This is a genomic window from Microbacterium sp. SORGH_AS_1204, assembly GCF_030818935.1.
Lineage (GTDB): Bacteria > Actinomycetota > Actinomycetes > Actinomycetales > Microbacteriaceae > Microbacterium.
The window spans coordinates 3035983-3053030 of sequence record NZ_JAUTBD010000001.1 but is presented as its reverse complement, the minus strand read 5'-3'; the positions used below and the strand labels follow the sequence as shown (position 1 = coordinate 3053030).

The following is a 17048-nucleotide window of genomic DNA, read 5'->3' as shown; positions in this document are numbered from 1 at the left end:
TGAAGCTCGAGCGGCGTCAGCCCGGCGGCTCGATGTCGATCACGACGTCATTCCACGCCATGGCGTCGTCGTCCCAGAGCGCCACGACCGACGCCGCCAGAGCGTCCTCGAGCCCCTCGAGGGACGTGACGCGGAAGATGACGGCCGCGGCCGTTGCGCTCCGCCCCGCGTCGCGCGCGTGCTTCGTGTACCCCTGGGCGACCGCGCGCACCCACGCCTCCGACGCGGCCTTCACCGCCGCATAGTTGGCGCCGCCGGCGAGGGGCCGCTCGAGCGCCGTCGATGACACGATCGCGAGACGTCCGGCATCCGACGCACGCAGGTCGGCATCGAACGCGCGGCTCACATGCCGCAAGGCCGTCAGCGACCGCAGCAGGAAGGCGAAGTCCTCGTCGCTCTGCCCGGCGAGCCCCCCGCCGCCTCGCCATCCGCCGACGAGGTGCAGGATGCCGTCCACCCGGCCGTGTACGCCGTGGACGCGGTCGCGCAGCGCGTCGACCTCCTCGGCGTCGGTGAGATCGCAGCGCTCGATCGCAAGACCGGGGATCTCCGCGGCGACCTGCGCGAGACGTTCCCGGTCGCTCCCCGCGACGACGACGCGCGCCCCGGCATCCGTCAGCGCCCGCGCGCTCGCGCGGCCCGCGGCGCTCGTTCCTCCCGCGAGCAGCACCGTCCGCCCGCTCACCCCCTCGTCGATGATCATCGCGTTCGCCGTCAATCCGTCGCGCGGATTCCCTCGGTCGACGCGATCACGGGCCGCATCTTCTTCTCCAAGGCCTCGAAGAACATCGACAGGGGGAACTCGTCGTCGAGTACCGCGTCGGTGTACCCCTTCGGGAGCCCCGCGAGCACGTCATCCGGCAGCCCCCGCGCCCACGCCGACGCCGGATGCGGCGTGACGACCGACCGCACGAGGTCGTAGGCGGCGAGCCAGTGCGCCGTCTTCGGGCGGTCGATCGAGCGCCAGTAGAGCTCGTCGATCGCGTCGGCCAACGCCACGACGGCCGCGGGGACCTCGTCCCAGTCGAAGGCGAGCGAGGTGTCGGTCCAGTGGAGCACGCGGCGCTGGTGCAGCCACGCGAACAGCAGCTGGCCGCCGAGACCGTCGTAGTTGCGCACGCGCGAGCCGGTGATGGCGAAGCGGAAGATGCGGTCGAAGATCACCGCGTACTGCACGAGCTCGGCGTGCTCGAGCATCGCCCGCTCGGCGGCGTCCAAGTCCGGTCCCTGAGCCTGTCGAAGGGCCAGGCGCGCCTGCAGCGCGACGCTCTCGCGGAACGCGGTGAGGTCGCAGCGCAGTTCTTCGAGCGAGTAGAGGAAGAACGGCATCCGCTGCTTGATCATGAACGGGTCGAAGGGCAGGTCGCCGCGCATGTGCGTGCGGTCGTGGATGAGATCCCACATGACGAATGTGCGCTCGGCCAGCTCCTGGTCATCGAGCAGGCGGGCGGCGGCCTCCGGCAGGTCGAGCTTGGTGATCTCGGCCGCGGCACGGGTGACGCGACGGTACCGGGCGGCTTCGCGGTCTTGGAAGATCGCTCCCCAGGTGAAGGCGGGCACCTCGCGCATGGCGACGGTCTCGGGGAACAGCACCGCCGAGTTGGTGTCGTAGCCCGAGGTGAAGTCGATCAGGCGCAGCGAGACGAAGAGCCGGTTGGTGTACTCCTCTTCGAGTCGCGCGATGAACTCGGGCCAGATCGCCTCGACGAGCAGCGCCTCGACGTGTCGGTCGCTCGAGCCGTTCTGCGTGTACATGGGGAACACGACGAGATGACGGATGCCGTCGACGCGGTGCTCCTGCGGCTGGAACGCCACCAGGGAGTCGAGGAAGTCGGGAACGCCGAGCCCCTGGTCGCGCCAGCGACGGAAGTCGTCGACCGAGGCGGCGAGGTACGCGGCGTCGTGGGGGAACAGCGGCGCGAGCGCCTCGATGGCGGTGAGCACGTCGTCGATCAGCGGCGCGGCGGCGGCGGTGTCGTCGATCGAGCCGTCTGCGGCCTGCAGCCCCTGGAGGGCGGTGGCGGCGCTCTTGAGCCGGGTCCAGGCGGGGGTGCGTTCGACGGCGTCGACCCCGTGGCCGGCGAGCAGATCGGCGGCGTCACGGGTGGGCGTGGCGATGGTCATGGCATCCTCCGTCTAAACGGTAAATATTCCTGCGTAATGGCGATACTAACGAAAAGAATACGGATGCCGCCAGGGGTGCGATGCCCGGCCCTGCTACTGTCGAGCCCATGACCGAGGCTCCCGCGCCCCGCGCCCCGCGTCTCGATGACGCCGTCGACGCCGCGATCGTGCGGGAGATCTCGCTCGACGCCCGCGCCACGCTCTCTCACCTGTCGGAGCGCGTCGGACTGTCGGTGTCGGCCGTGCAGTCGCGCCTTCGCCGTCTCGAGTCCCGGGGCATCGTGAAGGGGTACCGCCCGGTCCTCGACGCCGAGGCCCTGGGGCGACCGCTCGCCGCCTTCGTCGAGATCACCCCGCTCGACCCCGCGCAGCCCGACAACGCCCCCGAGCTCCTCGCGCATCTCAGCGCCATCGAGGCCTGCCACTCGATCGCCGGCGAGGCCGCCTACATGCTGTTCGTCCGCGTGCCCACCCCACGCGACCTCGAAGCCCTGATCCGCGACATCCGCGCGGCCGCGCAGGTCAACACCCGCACCACGGTGGTGTTGCAGACCTTCTTCGAAGCGCGCCCGGTCGAGCCGGCCGATTTCCCCGCCTGACGGCCCATCGGGATACATCGTCAGACGGATGCCGCGGCCCACCGTGCCGCGTAGCGTGAAGGCGATGCTCTCCTTCCGCACGCTCGCGCGCTATCAGCTGATCACCGACCTGGTGATCGCCGGGGTGTTCGGGCTCCTCTCGATGGTCGTCGAGCTGGTCGGCTCCACGCCGACCACCACGGTCCCGGGTGCCGTGCTGATGGTCGTCGCCTACACGGCCGCCCTCGCCGTGCGACGCCTGCACCCCGGGCTGGCCCTGTGCCTGGCGTGGGTGGGGGCGGCGCTGCAGATGGGTTTCGGCATGACGCCCTCACCGACGAATCTGGCCATTTTCGCCGTCCTCTACGCCACGGCCGCCTACGGCGGCACGCGGGTGTTCTGGAGCGGCTTCGGTTCGGCCATCGCCGGTGCCGTCATCGTGCCGGTCTACCTGGTGGGTCGGGGCATCTCCGAACCCCCCACCGCGGAGGTGTGGTTCATCGCGGGAGCCCTGCTGCTCGCCGCCGGCTTCGCACTCATGCTGTCGTGGGTGACGGGCGCCCTCGTACGAACCGCGATGCGGGCGGCCGCGAACAGTCGCGCCCAGCGTGCCGCCGAGGCCGAGACCATCGCCGAGCAGCAGCGCGTGCGCATCGCTCGCGACATGCACGACGTCGTCGCCCATTCGCTCGCCGTGGTGATCGCCCAGGCCGACGGTGCGCGCTACGCCGCCGCGACCGACCCGGCGGCGACCGCCGACGCGCTGGCCACCATCTCGACGACGGCGCGTTCCGCTCTCACCGACGTGCGCCTGCTGCTCACGCAGTTACGGCACAGTCAGGCCGAAGGGCCCCAGCCGACGCTCGCCGACCTCGACGAGCTCTTCGACCGCATGCGCGCGGCCGGCATCGTGCTCGACGTCGTCAGCGACCCCGAGCCGCCGGGTGTGCCGCCCGCGTCGATCCAGCTCGCGGTCTACCGCATCATGCAGGAGGCCCTCACGAACGCCCTGCGGCACGGCGTCGATCCCCGTGTCCGTGTGCAGCTCGGGTGGTACGTCGACCGCGTCGTGCTCGCGGTGCGCAATGCCCGCTCCACGGCATCCCCCGCGTCGACGGCATCTACCGGGGGTCACGGCGTGATCGGCATGCGCGAGCGTGCGCAGCTCGTCGGTGGGAGTCTCACCGCCGGACCCGAGTACGGCGAGTTCGTCGTCACGGCCGACCTGCCCATCGGAGCGAGCGGGTGAATCCCGCGCGCGTCGGTCGTGAGACGCGAGAGCACCGCGGCTCTTCTCGGGCACAGTGGATGCCGAGTCGCCCCGATCCGAAAGAGGAACCATCGTCATGAGCGCGGTCGTGCGCATCGTCCTCGTCGACGATCAAGCCCTGTTCCGCGCCGGGATCAAGATGGTGCTGAACTCCCAGCCCGACCTCGAGGTCGTCGGCGAAGCGTCCGACGGACGGGAGGGCATCGACGTCGTCCGCGCGACGCGTCCCGACCTCGTGTTGATGGACGTGCGGATGCCGGTGATGGACGGCCTCGCCGCGACCGCGGAGATCCTGCGTGAACCCGACGCCCCGCGCGTGGTCGTGCTCACCACCTTCGACCTCGACGAGGCGGCGGCCCGTGCCATCCAGGGCGGAGCGAGCGGGTTCCTGCTGAAGGACTCCGAGCCGGAATTCCTCCTGTCGGCGGTGCGGACCGTACACGCCGGCTCCGCGGTGATCGCCGCCGCGGCCACCCGCGAGCTGTTCGCGCACATCGCCGACGGTGGCGCGACGGAGCCCGTTCCGGTGGCCTACGCCGGACTCACCGATCGCGAGCGCGAGATCTTCGCGCTGGCCGCGGGCGGGCTGAGCAACGCTGAGATCGCCGAGCGCGAGTTCTTGTCCGAGGCCACCGTCAAGACGCACATCAGCCGCATCCTCACGAAGCTGGGTGTGCGCGACCGTGTGCAGCTCGTCGTGTTCGCCTATCGGCACGGGCTCGTCTGACCGCACGCCCCATCGGCGGCTGCCGCCGCAGCCGCACGTCTGGGGAGCGGGCCGCCGAGCAGGAATCTCACGGCGTGGCGTCGGCGTCGGAGTCGGTGTTGCGTTCGGGGTCGTAGGCCCAGGTGGGTGCGAGCGCGCGGATGCGGGCGGCGCGCCACTGCCACGTCGCCCACAGGGCCGGCCACAGTGCGGGGGCGGCCGCGCCGCCGATGGTCAGACGCTCTCGCCACAGCGTCCGGGTCGCATCGCCGGGAGCGGCCGATACGGCCATCTGGTGGTCCCACACGTCGAGCACCGACAGAGGACCCGTCAGCGGCACCCCCCAGTCGCGGAACACGCGGACGCGCCCGCTGCCGTCGGCGGTCTCGCGGTCGGCGACCGAGATGAGCTGGCGGCCCACCGGGATGACCCCCGCCACACTCATCTGCACCGGCACGTCGTCACCCGAGGCGAACGACGTCGGCATGGTGCCCAGCGCGTCGACTGCGAGGAGCGGGCCGTACAGCTCGGCGACCGCGCGCGGCGAGTGCAGGGCGCGCCAGGCGGCGTCCGGGTCGCAGTCGACGACGAATTTCAGCAGGATGCGCATGTCGACGATCGTGCCCGATGTCTCGCGGCGATGCGCACACCTTGACGCGACTCGCTCGGATGGTCGCTATGCGACGGGACTGGCTGAGCCGGTGGCGCGAGGGGGGAGGGGGATCGTCAGCTCGTCGCGGTGTCGGGTCGTGCCGGGGCGAGCGTGGGACGGTCCTAGGCTCGAAGGATGCCGAACACTTCCGCCCACGCGCAGTCCGACTATCAGGTGCGTCTCGAATGGGGCGAGGCGGGCCTCGCGCGTCTTGCGCCGGCGGACGTCGTGGTCGTCGTCCAGACGCTGGGGCTGACGGCGCACGCGCTGAGCGCGTGCGAGCACGGCGCCGGTCTCGACCTCACCGACGACGCCGACGCCGCGGCATCCCTCGCCCGCGCTGCCGAGGCCGCCGGTGCCCATGTGGTGATCGGGGGTCTGCGCAACGCGGCGGCGGTCGCCGCCCACGTGATGGCCGTGCAGCACGAGCGCGGTGCACGCACGAGCATCTCGGTGATCGCGGCGGGTTCCGTCGACGACGCGGATGCCGCTGGCGTGCGCTTCGCGGTCGACGACCTGCTCGGCGCGGGTGCCGTCGTCGCAGCCCTGGGTGATCTCGGCATCGATCACGCCTCGCCCGACGCCGCCGTCGCCGGCGAGGGCTTCCGCGCGCTCGGCGGCGCCGTGCGTCACCTGCTCACGGCCAGCGGCAACGGCCGCGCGCTCACGGCCGACGGGGAGCGTGAGGCCGTCCTCGCCGCGGCCTCGCGCGACGCGGCATCCGTCGTGCCGGTGCTGCACGACGGCGTGGTGAGCGCGGCCTGACCGACGGGCCCCCGCCACGCCGGGTCTTCCCGAGGCGCAGGGCCCCACCCACGGGCCTCAGCCACGCGGGATCTTCCTGAGGCGCAGGGCCCGACCGACGGGCCCCGCCACGCGGGGTTCCCCGGCGGCGCAGGGCCCCACCCACGGGCCCGAGCCACGCGGGGTCCTCCGGAGGCGCAGGGCCCGACCCCGCGGCATCCGCCTGCAGACCTCGGCACGAGCGCATCGCGCGTGTCAGCGCGGCGTCGCCGCGGCGAGTCTCACCGCCGGGCTGATGTCGCGGTGCTCCCACGACAGCGCGAACCGCGGGTCGAAGGTGGGCGCGCACTTCGCGCACGAGGTCGGCCGCGTCGCGCGTCGGTGACGGTAGGCGACGTGCCCCGCGGGGCAGGTGCCCACCCACGGCGCGAGTTCGGTGGCCGTCTCGCCGGCGTGCGTCGTGCCGCCGACGTACCCCAGGTCTTTCGCCGTGCGCTTCCAGACGGCACCGTGGCCGGCCGCGGCACCCGCCATCGCGTGCGCCACCTCGTGGAGGAGGGTCTGGTGGTTCGTCTCGTCGTCGTAGCGGGCGGCCAGGTAGCGCGAGACGCTGATGCGTTTGCGACCGTAGTCGCACAGGCCCGCTCGCCTCTTGGCGTTGTCGAACCCGAACGACCAGGACGCGTCGAGGTGCAGGGCGATCAACGCCTCGGCCCAGGTGCGCACGCGCTGCAGATCGGACATGACCGGGAGCCTACGAAGGGCCTACGACATTCAGCTCGCGACGGCTTCGCGCGCGCGCCGACGTTCGGCGGCGTCGATGGCGAGCAGTGTCGACTCGAGCTGGGCGTCGGTGGCCCCGGCGTTCTGCCGGAGGAACAGCGCCTGCTTGAAGTCGCGCCGGGCGGCGTCGTAGTCGCCCTCGTCGTAGTGCACCTTGCCGCGGTGCTGCAGCGCGAAGGCGGCGATGCTCGCCCACCCCTGGCCCTCGGCCTCTTCGGCGCACGTGGTGAGCTCCTGCTCGGCCGCGGCGAACGCGCCGCGGCACTGCAGGATCGTGGCGTGCAGGATGCGGGCGCGCAGCAGGTCGCGACGGGTGCCGGCCATGCGCGCGACGCGCACCGACTGATCGGAGATCTCCAGTGCCTCGTCGAAGCGGTCGAGCACCTTCAGCAGCCACACCCGCTCGAGCAGGGCGTGCAGGCTCCGCTGCTCCCCGATCTCTTCGAGACGCTCCGCGCACTCGCGAGAGTCGGTGATCTCGCGCAGCGTGTCGGGGTCGTACCCGTGGATGTAGCTCACCGTCGCTCCTCTCGGTCGGGCAGGACTTCCAGTGTGCGTCGCCCGCGCGCCCGAAGCGCAATCGCCACGCGGTCGGGCGACGAACCGACCGCCGTCATCGTTCGAAGATGGATGCCGACGGCTTCGGCGACGGCGTCGCGTCGGCATCCGTCGCCGCCCGCGCACCCCTCATGAATTCGACGATCTCGGCGCCCTGCGCGACCTTCGCCGGGTGGGGCCCCGCCGCCATCAACCGTGGCAGCCACTCGACCGGCAGGTGCTGGGCCGAGGCGGCCACGACGAGGTTGCCGAACCGGCGGCCCTTGAGCACCTGCACCTCGGCGAGCATGATGACCTCGGGCAGCACCTCCCGCACGGTCGCGACCTGTCGGCGCGCGAAGGCAAGCCCCGGGCCGTCCGACACGTTGACCAGGAGCACGCCGTCGGGGGCGAGCAGCCGCGCGGCCTCACGGTAGAACTCCACCGTCGTCAGGTGAGCCGGCGTCTGCGCTCCCGAGTAGACGTCGCTGACGAGCAGGTCGACGGCACCGGTGAGCCCCGCGGGGAGCCGCGACAGGCCCGCCCGCGCGTCGCCGATCCGCACTCGCACCGAGGCGCCGCGAGGCAGGGGCAGGTTCTCGCGCACGAGATCCCACAGCCCCGGCTCCAGCTCGATGACCTGTTGGCGCGAGCCCGGACGCGTCGCCTCGACGTACCGGGGGAGGGTCAAGGCACCCGCGCCCAGGTGCACCGCGGTCAGCGGCTGTCCCGGCATCCGGAGTCGATCGATCACGGCGCCCATGCGGGCCACGTACTCGAAGTGCAGGTGGGTGGGGTCGTCGAGATCGACGTGCGACTGCGGGGTGCCGTCCACGACGAGTTCGTAGCCCGCGACGAAGCCCGAGGGCGTCACGCGCGCGGTGGTGCCGTCCGACAGACGCGCCGTGGGGGCGTCGTCGGGTTCGATGCGCATGCGGGCCATGGCATCCACGCTAGCCGCGCCCGTGCACCCGCGCCGCCGCCCACGGGTCACGGCCGACGGGTCGGGGCCGCACCGGCTGACCAGTGCGTCGAGAATCCCCTCGGGCGAAATGCTCCGATGCGACCCGTCGGAGAGGGCAGGATGCCAGGACGCCGAAACACGATCGATACAAAGGTGCAATGGGCAGCGCCTCGACCGCCCTGTACGGTCGTCAGAACACAGCAAGTGGAGCGCGGCACGACGGGGTGCCCATACCGTCGTCCTCCTCCCTTTCCCCCCGGAAGGTGCAACGAAAAATGCTCAGTTCTCTTCGACGACGTCTGCTCGTCGGTGGCGCCACGGTCGCCATCGGCGCGCTTGCCCTGTCGGGCTGCACGAGTCAGCGCGACGACAACGGCGGCGGCGCAGACGCCGGCGGCGACGTCGACTCGACCTTCGTCTTCGGCGCGTCCGGCGACCCGTCCAGCCTCGACCCCGCGTTCGCGAGCGACGGCGAGTCGTTCCGCATCTCGCGCCAGATCTTCGAGGGTCTCGTCGGCGTCGAGCCCGGCACGGCCGACCCCGCTCCGATGCTCGCCGAGAGCTGGGAGCAGTCCGAAGACGGCTTGTCGTACACCTTCCAGTTAAAAGAAGGGGTCACCTTCCACGACGGCTCCGAATTCAACGCCGACGCCGTGTGCTTCAACTTCGACCGGCAGAACAACTTCACCGGCATCGCCCAGTCCGAGAGTCTTTCGTACTACTGGGGCAAGATCATGCGCGGCTACGCCGACACCGGCACCTCCATCTACGGCGGCTGCGAGGTCGCGAGCCCCACCGAGGTCACGATCACCCTCACCGAGCCGTTCGCCGGCTTCATCCCGGCGCTGTCGCTCCCGGCGTTCGCCATCCAGAGCCCCACCGCGCTGCAGGAGTACGAGGCGGACAACGTCGGCGGCACGTCGGAGGCGCCGACCCTCAGCGAGTACGCCCAGGCGCACCCCACCGGCACCGGCCCCTTCCAGTTCGATTCATGGGAGCCCGGCGCCGAAGCGACCGTCACCGCATACGACGGGTACTGGGGCGAGCAGGGCCAGGTGCAGCAGGTCATCTTCCGCGTGATCGGCGACACCACCGCGCGCCGTCAGGCCCTCGAGTCCGGCTCGATCGACGGATACGACCTCGTCGCCCCGGCTGACCTGGGTGCCCTCGAGAGCGCGGGCTACATGCTCACCAACCGCGACCCGTTCAACATCCTCTACCTCGGCATGAACCAGGCCGACCCCGCGCTCTCCGACATCCGCGTGCGCCAGGCCATCGCCCACGCCATCGACAAGGAGCAGCTGGTCACCCAGGTGCTGCCCGAGGGCACCACCGTGGCATCCCAGTTCATGCCCGACAGCGTCATCGGCTTCAACTCCGGTGTCACCACGTGGGAGTTCGACCAGGAGGGCGCGAAGGCCCTGCTCGCCGAAGCCGGCTACACCGAGGCGAACCCGCTGACCCTGACGTTCAACTACCCGGTCAACATCTCGCGTCCGTACATGCCGAACCCCGAGCAGATCTTCACCAACCTGCAGTCGCAGCTGCAGGCCGTGGGAATCGTCCTCAACCCGGTGTCGAACGAGTGGGGCGAGTACCTCGACCTCATCCAGGGCGGCAGCGAGCACGGCATCCACCTGCTCGGCTGGACCGGCGACTACAACGACCCCGACAACTTCGTGGGCACGTTCTTCGGCGGAAAGTCGAACGAGTGGGGCTTCGACAACGCCGAGCTCTTCTCGGCGCTCACTTCGGCCCGGGGGCTCGCGACCGAGGCCGAGCAGGACCCGGCCTATCAGGCGGTGAACGAGCAGATCGCGACGTTCCTGCCCGGCATCCCGCTCGCCAACCCCGTGCCGACGCTCGCCTTCGCGCCCCGCGTGAAGTCGTACCCGGCCAGCCCCGTGCAGGACGAGGTCTACAACGAGATCGAACTCACCGAGTGATCGGATGCCGCGGGCCCCGCGTCGACACCGGCGTCGGGGCCCGCGGTTCGTTCGCGCTCCCCGCTCCCGACACCCTGTGAGAATCCGTGCTCCGCACCATCGGCAGGCGCCTGCTCCTGCTCATCCCGACCCTGTTCGGCCTCTCGATCCTGCTGTTCGCCTGGGTACGCGCCCTACCGGGCGGCCCCGCGGTCGCCCTCCTCGGTGAGCGGGCGACGCCCGAGGCCGTCGCGCGCATCAACGAGCTGTACGGCTTCAACGAGCCGCTCTACGTGCAGTACTTCACCTGGCTCGGACGCTTGGCCACCGGCGACTTCGGCTCGTCGATCCAGACCGGACGCCCCGTGCTCGAGGAGTTCGTGCGCCGCTTCCCGGCCACCCTCGAGCTCTCGATCGCCGCCCTCATCGTGGCGGTGGGCATCGGCATCCCCCTCGGCTACTGGGCCGCGCGCCGCCACGGCAAGATCTGGGATCACACCGCCGTCGTGCTGAGCCTCATCGGCATCACGATCCCGGTGTTCTTCCTCGCGTTCATCCTGAAATACGTCTTCGCCGTGCAGCTGGGCTGGCTGCCCTCCGACGGCCGCCAGAATCCGCGCATCGACGCGACGCACTATACGAACCTGTACGTGTTCGACGGCCTGATCACGGGCGAGTTCGACGCGTCGTGGGATGCCATCCTGCACCTGATCCTGCCGGCCCTCGCGCTCGGCACGATCCCGCTCGCCATCATCGTGCGCATCACGCGCGCCTCGGTGCTCGAGGTGCAGAACGCCGACTACGTGCGCACGGGCCGCGCCAAGGGCATCGGCACCGGGACGCTGCGCAACCGCTTCATCCTGCGCAACGCCATGCTCCCCGTCATCACCACCGTGGGCCTGCAGGCGGGTCTTCTCATCTCGGGCGCGGTGCTCACCGAGACGGTGTTCGCCTTCCCGGGCATCGGGCAGTTCCTGGCCCGGGCGATCTTCACGCGCGACTTCCCCGTGCTGCAGGGCTTCATCATCTTCATCGCGATCGCGTACGCGCTCATCAACCTGCTGGTCGACCTGTCGTACAGCGTCATCGACCCGAGAGTGAGAGTCCAGTGAGCTCCGGCATCCTCCCTCCCGCCCCCAGCGGCGGCCCCGTCGACGACAACGCCGTGGTCGACGCCCAGCTGCTCGCCGCGCAAGCGCGCGGCGGCTTCTGGCACGACGTCTTCCAGCGGCTGCGTCGCAGCCCCGTCGCGTGGATCGGCGCGATCATCGTGCTGGCGTTCCTGCTCGTCGCGGCTCTCGCGCCGCTGCTGGCGCCGTACCCGGCCGAGTCGCTGCCCGGTCAGCGCTTCATCACCCCGACCGACATCCCCGGGCCGGGGGAGCTGGCGGAGTTCCCGCTCGGCCTCGACCGCTTCGGCGGTGACGTGCTGTCGAAGCTCATCTGGGGCGCGCAGGCGTCCCTGCAGATCGGCGTGATCTCCACCGCTTTGGGCCTTCTCGGCGGCATGGCGCTGGGGCTTCTCGCCGGGATGTTCGGCGGCTGGGTCGACTCGCTGGTGATGCGCTTCGTCGACATCCTGCTGTCGGTGCCCAACCTGCTGCTGGCCGTCTCGATCGCCGCGATCCTCGGGCAGAGCCAGCTCGCGATCATGATCGCCATCGGCGCCTCGCAGGTGCCGGTGTTCGCGCGCCTGCTGCGCGCCTCGATGCTGCAGCAGCGCGGCGCCGACTACGTGCTCTCGGCCCAGACCCTGGGCCTGAGCCGCCGCACGATCACGATGACCCACGTGCTGCCCAACAGCGTCGGCCCGGTGATCGTGCAGGGGACCCTGACGCTCGCGACCGCCGTCATCGACGCGGCGGCCCTGTCGTTCCTGGGTCTCGGCGGCGGTCTCCCGCAGACCGCGGAGTGGGGCCGCATGCTCACCTACGCGCAGGCCGAGCTCGCGATCGCCCCGTGGCTGGCGTTCCTCCCCGGCATCTGCATCGCGGTGACCGCGCTCGGCTTCACGCTGCTCGGCGAGTCGCTGCGCGAGGCGATGGACCCCCGCACCCGCGCGCGTTAGCCCGCCGGTCGGCGCCCCGCCCCCGGTCACGCCGGCCGGTGCCCCGCCCCCGGTCACGCCGGTCGGTGCCCCGCCTCCGGTCACGCCGGCCGGTGCCCCGCCCCCGGTCCCGCCGGCGCCGATCCCGGGACGTCGGCGCCGCCGCCCCGGCATCCATGTCCCACTTCGTGCAGGAACGACGCCGGGATCCTGCACGAAGTGGGGCACGCTCTCGGCGCGTCGAATGTCCCACTTCGTGCAGTTACATCGCCGGAATCTTGCACAAAGCGGGACACGCCTAGACGGACAGACACGCCACGGCGGCCTAGCGTCATGGCTGACAGCTGCGCGCTCCGTCATGTCCCGCTTCGTGCAGGAATGACGCCGCAGTTCTGCACGAAGTGGGACACGTAGCGAGAGGCGTGCGCGTCGACGTGTCCGAGCGGGGGTTCGTGCCGCACGTACGCCGACGCGCACACGAATGTGCGCCGGCGCCTCAGCCGGTCAGCCCCAGCTCATTGCCGGGGATCGACGACAACAGGCGCCGCGTGTACGGGTCGCGCGGGTTGGTGAACACCTCTTCACTGGATGCCGCCTCGACCAGGCGTCCATCCTTCATGACGCAGACGTAGTCGCTGATCAGGCGCACCACCGCGAGGTCGTGCGAGATGAAGAGGTAGCTGAGGCCGTACTCGCGCTGCAGGTCGCCGAGCAGGTCGAGGATCTGCGCCTGCACGAGCACGTCGAGCGCCGACACCGGCTCGTCGCACACGATGAGCTCGGGCGACAGGGCGAGGGCTCGGGCGATCGCCACGCGCTGCCGCTGCCCGCCCGACAGCTCGGACGGGTAGCGGCGAAGCATGGATGCCGGCAGGGCCACGTCGTCCATCAGGTGACGCACCCGCTTCGAACGCTCCGCCTTCGAGCCGCGCTTGTAGAACGAGAGGGGCTCCTCGACGATCCGCTCGATCGTGAACATGGGGTTAAGGCTCGAGTACGGGTCCTGGAAGATCGGCTGCACCTTCTGGCGGAACTGCCGGAGCGCGTCGCCCCTCAGAGCGGCGACGTCCTGACCGTCGAAGGTGATCGAGCCGCTGGTCGGCTCGACGATGTTCAGCAGCATGCGAGCCGTGGTGGTCTTGCCCGAGCCGGATTCGCCGACGATCGCGACCGTCTGGCCGCGCGGGATCGACAGCGAGACGTCGTCGACCGCGCGGAAGTCCTCGCCGCGGCCGCGCACCGGGTAGACCTTCGTCAGGTTCTCGATCTCGACGATGTTGTCGCGCGCGGGCGCCACCGCCCGGTCGCCGCGGAAGTCCTCCGGACGCAGCCGCACCGCCGCGACCGATGGCGCCGCCGCGACGAGCGACTTCGTGTACGCGTGCTGCGGGTCCTCGAGGATCTGCCGCGCCGGGCCCTGCTCGACCACGCGCCCGCGGTGCATGACGACGACCTTCGACGCGCGCTCCGCGGCGAGCCCCAGATCATGGGTGATCAGCAGCACGGCGGCACCGAGCTCGTTCGTCTGCTTGTCGATCTGGTCGAGGATCGTCTGCTGCACGGTGACGTCGAGCGCGCTGGTCGGCTCGTCGGCGATGAGCAGGCGCGGCCGGCACGCGAGGCCGATCGCGATGAGGGCGCGCTGGCGCATGCCGCCGGAGAACTCGTGGGGGTACTGCGTCGCCCGCTTCCCGGCATCCGGAAGACCCGCCGCCTCGAGCGCCTCGACCACTTTGTCCTTGACGCTCGAGCGGTCGGCGAGCCCGTGCGCGAGCAGCGTCTCGGCGACCTGCGTGCCGATCTTCGCGACGGGGTTCAGGTTCGACATCGGGTCCTGCGGCACGAGACCGATCTGCCGTCCGCGCACCTGCCGCATCCGGGCTTCGCCGAAGGTCGTGAGATCTTCGCCGTCGAGCAGGATCTGCCCGCGGGCGACACGGCCACCGGATGCCAGCAGGCCGATGATGGCCATCGCGGTCGTCGACTTCCCGGAGCCGGACTCGCCGACGATCGCGATGGTCTCGCCCGCGTGGACGTCGAGGTTCAGCCCGTCGACGGCGCGCACGGGGCCGTCCATGGTGGCGAAGTCGACGGCCAGGTCGCGGACCGAGAGGAGGGGCTGGGGGGATGCCGGAGCGGGGGGACCGGCGACATCGGAGGTCATCCCCCCATCCTCGCCCGCGGCGGTGCCGTTGCCCACCCCTCCCGCCCGATCGTCACACCCCCGTAACGCGTGAGGGGTCAAGAACTGTCGCCTGCGAGCCCGCTCGGCGACAGTTCTTGACCCCTCACGCGGCGATACGGTGGGCAGCATGCGCGTGGACCTCAACGCCGACCTGGGCGAGACCGTCGACGGGATGCCGACGGCCGACGACGAGGCCATGTTCGCGCTCGTGTCCAGTGCCAATGTCGCGTGCGGCGGACACGCGGGCGACGCCCGGTCGATGACGGATGCCGTGGAGCGCGCCGTACGCTTCGGCGTCGCCGTCGGCGCGCACCCCTCCTACGACGACCGCGAGAACTTCGGCCGCGTCCGACGTCACCCCCAGCCCGACGAGCTGCGCGAGAGTGTCGCTCGACAGCTGGACGCCCTGGCAGCGGCCGGAGCCGACATCCGCTACGTCAAGCCCCACGGCGCGCTGTATCACGCGGTGACCGAGGACCCCGAGCAGGCTCGCGCCGTCGTCGCAGCGGTGACCGACCTGTCGTCGCGCCTCGGGCGGGCCCTCCCCGTACTCGGCATGGACGGTGCGATCGCCGACGCCGCGGCATCCGTGGGCCTCGCCTTCGTGCACGAGGCGTTCCTCGACCGGGGATACACCGCGCGCGGCGGGCTCGTTCCGCGCGGCGAGCCCGGCGCCGTGGTCGAGGACCCGGAGCTCGTCGCCGAGCGTGCGCTGCACTTCGTGCGTGACGGCGAGATCGAGGCGGTGGACGGCACGCGCATCGCGGTGGATGCCGCATCCCTGTGCCTGCACGGCGACACCCCGTCGGCGGTCGCGATGGCACGGGCCGTGCGCGCCGCGCTCGACGACGCGGGCGTCGAGGTGCGCGCGCCGTGGTGACCTCCCGCCGTGGCGCGACCGGATCGAGGGTGCGGCTCCTGCCGTTCGGGGACCGGGCGGTGCTGGCCGAGGTCGCCGACCTCGCCGCCGTCCTGGAGCTGCACGTCGCGCTCGCCGCGGCCCCGCCGGACGGTGTCGACGACCTCGTCCCCGCCGCTCGCACCGTGCTCGTCGCGTTCGACCCGTCGCGTCTCTCCCGCGACGCCGTGCACGCCTGGATCCTGTCCTGCGACCAGCAGGGACCGGATGCCATCCTCCCCGGCCCCCTCGTCGAGGTGCCCGTGCGCTACGACGGCGCCGACCTCGACTCCACGGCCGAGACCCTCGGCATCCCCGTCGCCGAGCTCGTCCGCCGGCACGCGGCCGCCGAGTGGACGGTGGCGTTCACGGGCTTCGCGCCCGGTTTCGCCTACCTCGTGAGCCCGGACTGGCCGTACGAGGTCCCGCGTCTGGCCTCGCCGCGCACGCGCGTCCCGGCCGGTGCGCTGGGCGTCGCGGGCGAGTTCAGCGGCGCCTACCCGCGCGAGACTCCCGGCGGCTGGCGGCTCATCGGTTCGACCGAGGCGGTGCTGTTCGATCCGGATGCCGCCGACCCGGTGCTGCTGCCCCCGCGGGCGCGCGTGCGGTTCGTGCCGGAGCGCTCGCGCATCGCCACGGCAGCGGTGATCGGCGGAGGATTCGGGGCGAGCGGAGGACCGGATGCCGGTGATCCGTCCTCCGCTCTTCCCTCGTCCTCCGCTGGTCACCGACTTGCCGCACCCGCGCTGCGCATCCTCTCGCCCGGGGCAGCCGCGACCGTGCAGGACCTCGGTCGTCCCGGTCGCGCCGCGCTCGGGATCGCCCGTTCGGGCGCGCTCCACCGCGGGGCTCTGCGCGTCGCCAACCGCCTCGTCGGTAACGCCGAGACGGCGGCGGGACTCGAGATCGTGCTCGGCGGGTTCCGGGCGCGGGCGGAGCACGACACCTGGGTGTGCGTCACCGGAGCGCTCGCCGATGTGTCGGTCGACGGGCGGGCGGTGGATGCCTCTGCGCCCCTGCATCTGCCGGCCGGTGCCACGCTGGCGATCGGCGCCGCCCGCGCCGGGCTCCGGCTGTATCTGGCCGTGCGCGGGGGTGTGATCTCGTCCACCGCGTTCGGCTCGATGGCGAGTGACGTGCTCGCGGGGCTCGGCCCGGCACCGTTGGCGGCGGGCGACGTCATCCGGTCGGGAACCCCGGCGGGTCCTGTCCCGACCGTGGACGGCTTCCCCTGGTCGGTCCCGCCTGCGCTCATCGATGTGCCGCTGTCGGCGGGGCCCCGTGCCGACTGGTTCGCCGCCGGAGCGCTTGAGGCGATGACGGCTGCGACGTGGACCGTCTCGACGGACGCGGACCGCGTCGGCATCCGTCTCGACGGTCCCGCCCTTGCGCGCGCGCGGTCGGGCGAGCTGCCGAGCGAGGGGATGCGTCCGGGGGCGGTCCAAGTGCCGCCGCACGGTCGGCCGGTGGTGCTGCTCGCCGACGGTCCCGTCACCGGCGGGTATACCGTGATTGGGTTAGTTCCGGATGCCGCCCTCGACGCGCTCGCGCAGGCGCGTCCGGGTGATCGGGTGCGGTTCCGCAGCATGTGACCCGTGTCGCAGGGGAATGCCGGGCGGGCGCCCGCGGTTATAC

16 protein-coding genes are annotated in these 17048 nt (G+C 71.6%); 9 read left to right on the top strand and 7 right to left on the bottom strand.

Features of this window, described 5'->3' with window-relative positions:
* Positions 1-16: 16 nt before the first annotated feature.
* The gene (locus QE410_RS14070; protein ID WP_307333168.1) at positions 17-703 is read right to left on the bottom strand and encodes an SDR family oxidoreductase; all 687 of its coding nucleotides are present in this window, start codon (positions 701-703) and stop codon (positions 17-19) included.
* A gap of 11 nt (positions 704-714) precedes the next feature.
* Entirely contained in the window at positions 715-2124 is a 1410-nt protein-coding gene (locus QE410_RS14065) for a DUF6421 family protein (RefSeq protein ID WP_307333166.1), read from the bottom strand.
* 107 nt (positions 2125-2231) lie between these two features.
* Here QE410_RS14065 and QE410_RS14060 point away from each other — a divergent pair, with 107 nt between their 5' ends.
* From QE410_RS14060 to QE410_RS14050, 3 genes are all read left to right on the top strand, one after another.
* The gene (locus QE410_RS14060) at positions 2232-2723 is read left to right on the top strand and encodes an Lrp/AsnC family transcriptional regulator (protein ID WP_307333164.1); all 492 of its coding nucleotides are present in this window, start codon (positions 2232-2234) and stop codon (positions 2721-2723) included.
* 64 nt (positions 2724-2787) lie between these two features.
* Positions 2788-3951: a sensor histidine kinase gene (locus tag QE410_RS14055; protein ID WP_307333163.1), complete on the top strand. Its 1164-nt coding sequence runs from the start codon at positions 2788-2790 to the stop codon at positions 3949-3951.
* Positions 3952-4048: 97 nt separating this feature from the next.
* Positions 4049-4699 carry a response regulator transcription factor gene (locus QE410_RS14050; protein ID WP_307333160.1) on the top strand — a complete coding sequence of 217 codons (651 nt, stop codon included), beginning with the start codon at positions 4049-4051 and terminating at the stop codon, positions 4697-4699.
* Between the two features lie 67 nt (positions 4700-4766).
* Here QE410_RS14050 and QE410_RS14045 read toward each other — a convergent pair whose 3' ends face one another.
* Positions 4767-5288: a hypothetical protein gene (locus QE410_RS14045; RefSeq protein WP_307333159.1), complete on the bottom strand. Its 522-nt coding sequence runs from the start codon at positions 5286-5288 to the stop codon at positions 4767-4769.
* 177 nt (positions 5289-5465) lie between these two features.
* Between QE410_RS14045 and QE410_RS14040 the strand changes: the two genes are divergently transcribed.
* Entirely contained in the window at positions 5466-6095 is a 630-nt protein-coding gene (locus QE410_RS14040) for a 2-phosphosulfolactate phosphatase (protein ID WP_307333158.1), read from the top strand.
* Positions 6096-6329: 234 nt separating this feature from the next.
* Here QE410_RS14040 and QE410_RS14035 read toward each other — a convergent pair whose 3' ends face one another.
* The 3 genes from QE410_RS14035 to QE410_RS14025 all read right to left on the bottom strand — a co-directional run bounded on the left by QE410_RS14035 (position 6330) and on the right by QE410_RS14025 (position 8337).
* Entirely contained in the window at positions 6330-6818 is a 489-nt protein-coding gene (locus QE410_RS14035) for a SprT-like domain-containing protein (protein WP_307333156.1), read from the bottom strand.
* Positions 6819-6848: 30 nt separating this feature from the next.
* Complete coding sequence (locus tag QE410_RS14030) at positions 6849-7376, bottom strand: tetratricopeptide repeat protein (RefSeq protein WP_307333154.1); 528 nt, start codon at positions 7374-7376, stop codon at positions 6849-6851.
* A 94-nt stretch (positions 7377-7470) separates the two neighbouring features.
* Positions 7471-8337: a spermidine synthase gene (locus QE410_RS14025; RefSeq protein WP_307333152.1), complete on the bottom strand. Its 867-nt coding sequence runs from the start codon at positions 8335-8337 to the stop codon at positions 7471-7473.
* 296 nt (positions 8338-8633) lie between these two features.
* Here QE410_RS14025 and QE410_RS14020 point away from each other — a divergent pair, with 296 nt between their 5' ends.
* The 3 genes from QE410_RS14020 (at position 8634) to QE410_RS14010 (ending at position 12351) form a co-directional block, all read left to right on the top strand.
* Complete coding sequence (locus QE410_RS14020; protein ID WP_307333150.1) at positions 8634-10304, top strand: ABC transporter substrate-binding protein; 1671 nt, start codon at positions 8634-8636, stop codon at positions 10302-10304.
* Positions 10305-10390: 86 nt separating this feature from the next.
* Positions 10391-11395, top strand: coding sequence for an ABC transporter permease (locus tag QE410_RS14015; RefSeq protein WP_307333148.1), 1005 nt, complete (start codon positions 10391-10393; stop codon positions 11393-11395).
* Positions 11392-12351, top strand: a complete 960-nt coding sequence (locus QE410_RS14010) for an ABC transporter permease (protein WP_373459347.1) — start codon at positions 11392-11394, stop codon at positions 12349-12351. Before QE410_RS14015 ends, QE410_RS14010 begins: the two co-directional genes overlap by 4 nt.
* Positions 12352-12826: 475 nt before the next feature.
* On the opposite strand, the gene QE410_RS14005 is transcribed toward QE410_RS14010, so the two are convergent.
* Complete coding sequence (locus tag QE410_RS14005; protein WP_307333146.1) at positions 12827-14494, bottom strand: ABC transporter ATP-binding protein; 1668 nt, start codon at positions 14492-14494, stop codon at positions 12827-12829.
* Positions 14495-14642: 148 nt separating this feature from the next.
* On the opposite strand from QE410_RS14005, the gene QE410_RS14000 reads away from it, so the two are divergent.
* Positions 14643-15395, top strand: coding sequence for a 5-oxoprolinase subunit PxpA (locus QE410_RS14000; protein WP_307333144.1), 753 nt, complete (start codon positions 14643-14645; stop codon positions 15393-15395).
* Entirely contained in the window at positions 15389-17005 is a 1617-nt protein-coding gene (locus tag QE410_RS13995; RefSeq protein WP_307333141.1) for an urea amidolyase family protein, read from the top strand. The genes QE410_RS14000 and QE410_RS13995 overlap by 7 nt, the downstream gene beginning before the upstream one ends.
* The last annotated feature ends 43 nt before the right edge of the window (positions 17006-17048 follow it).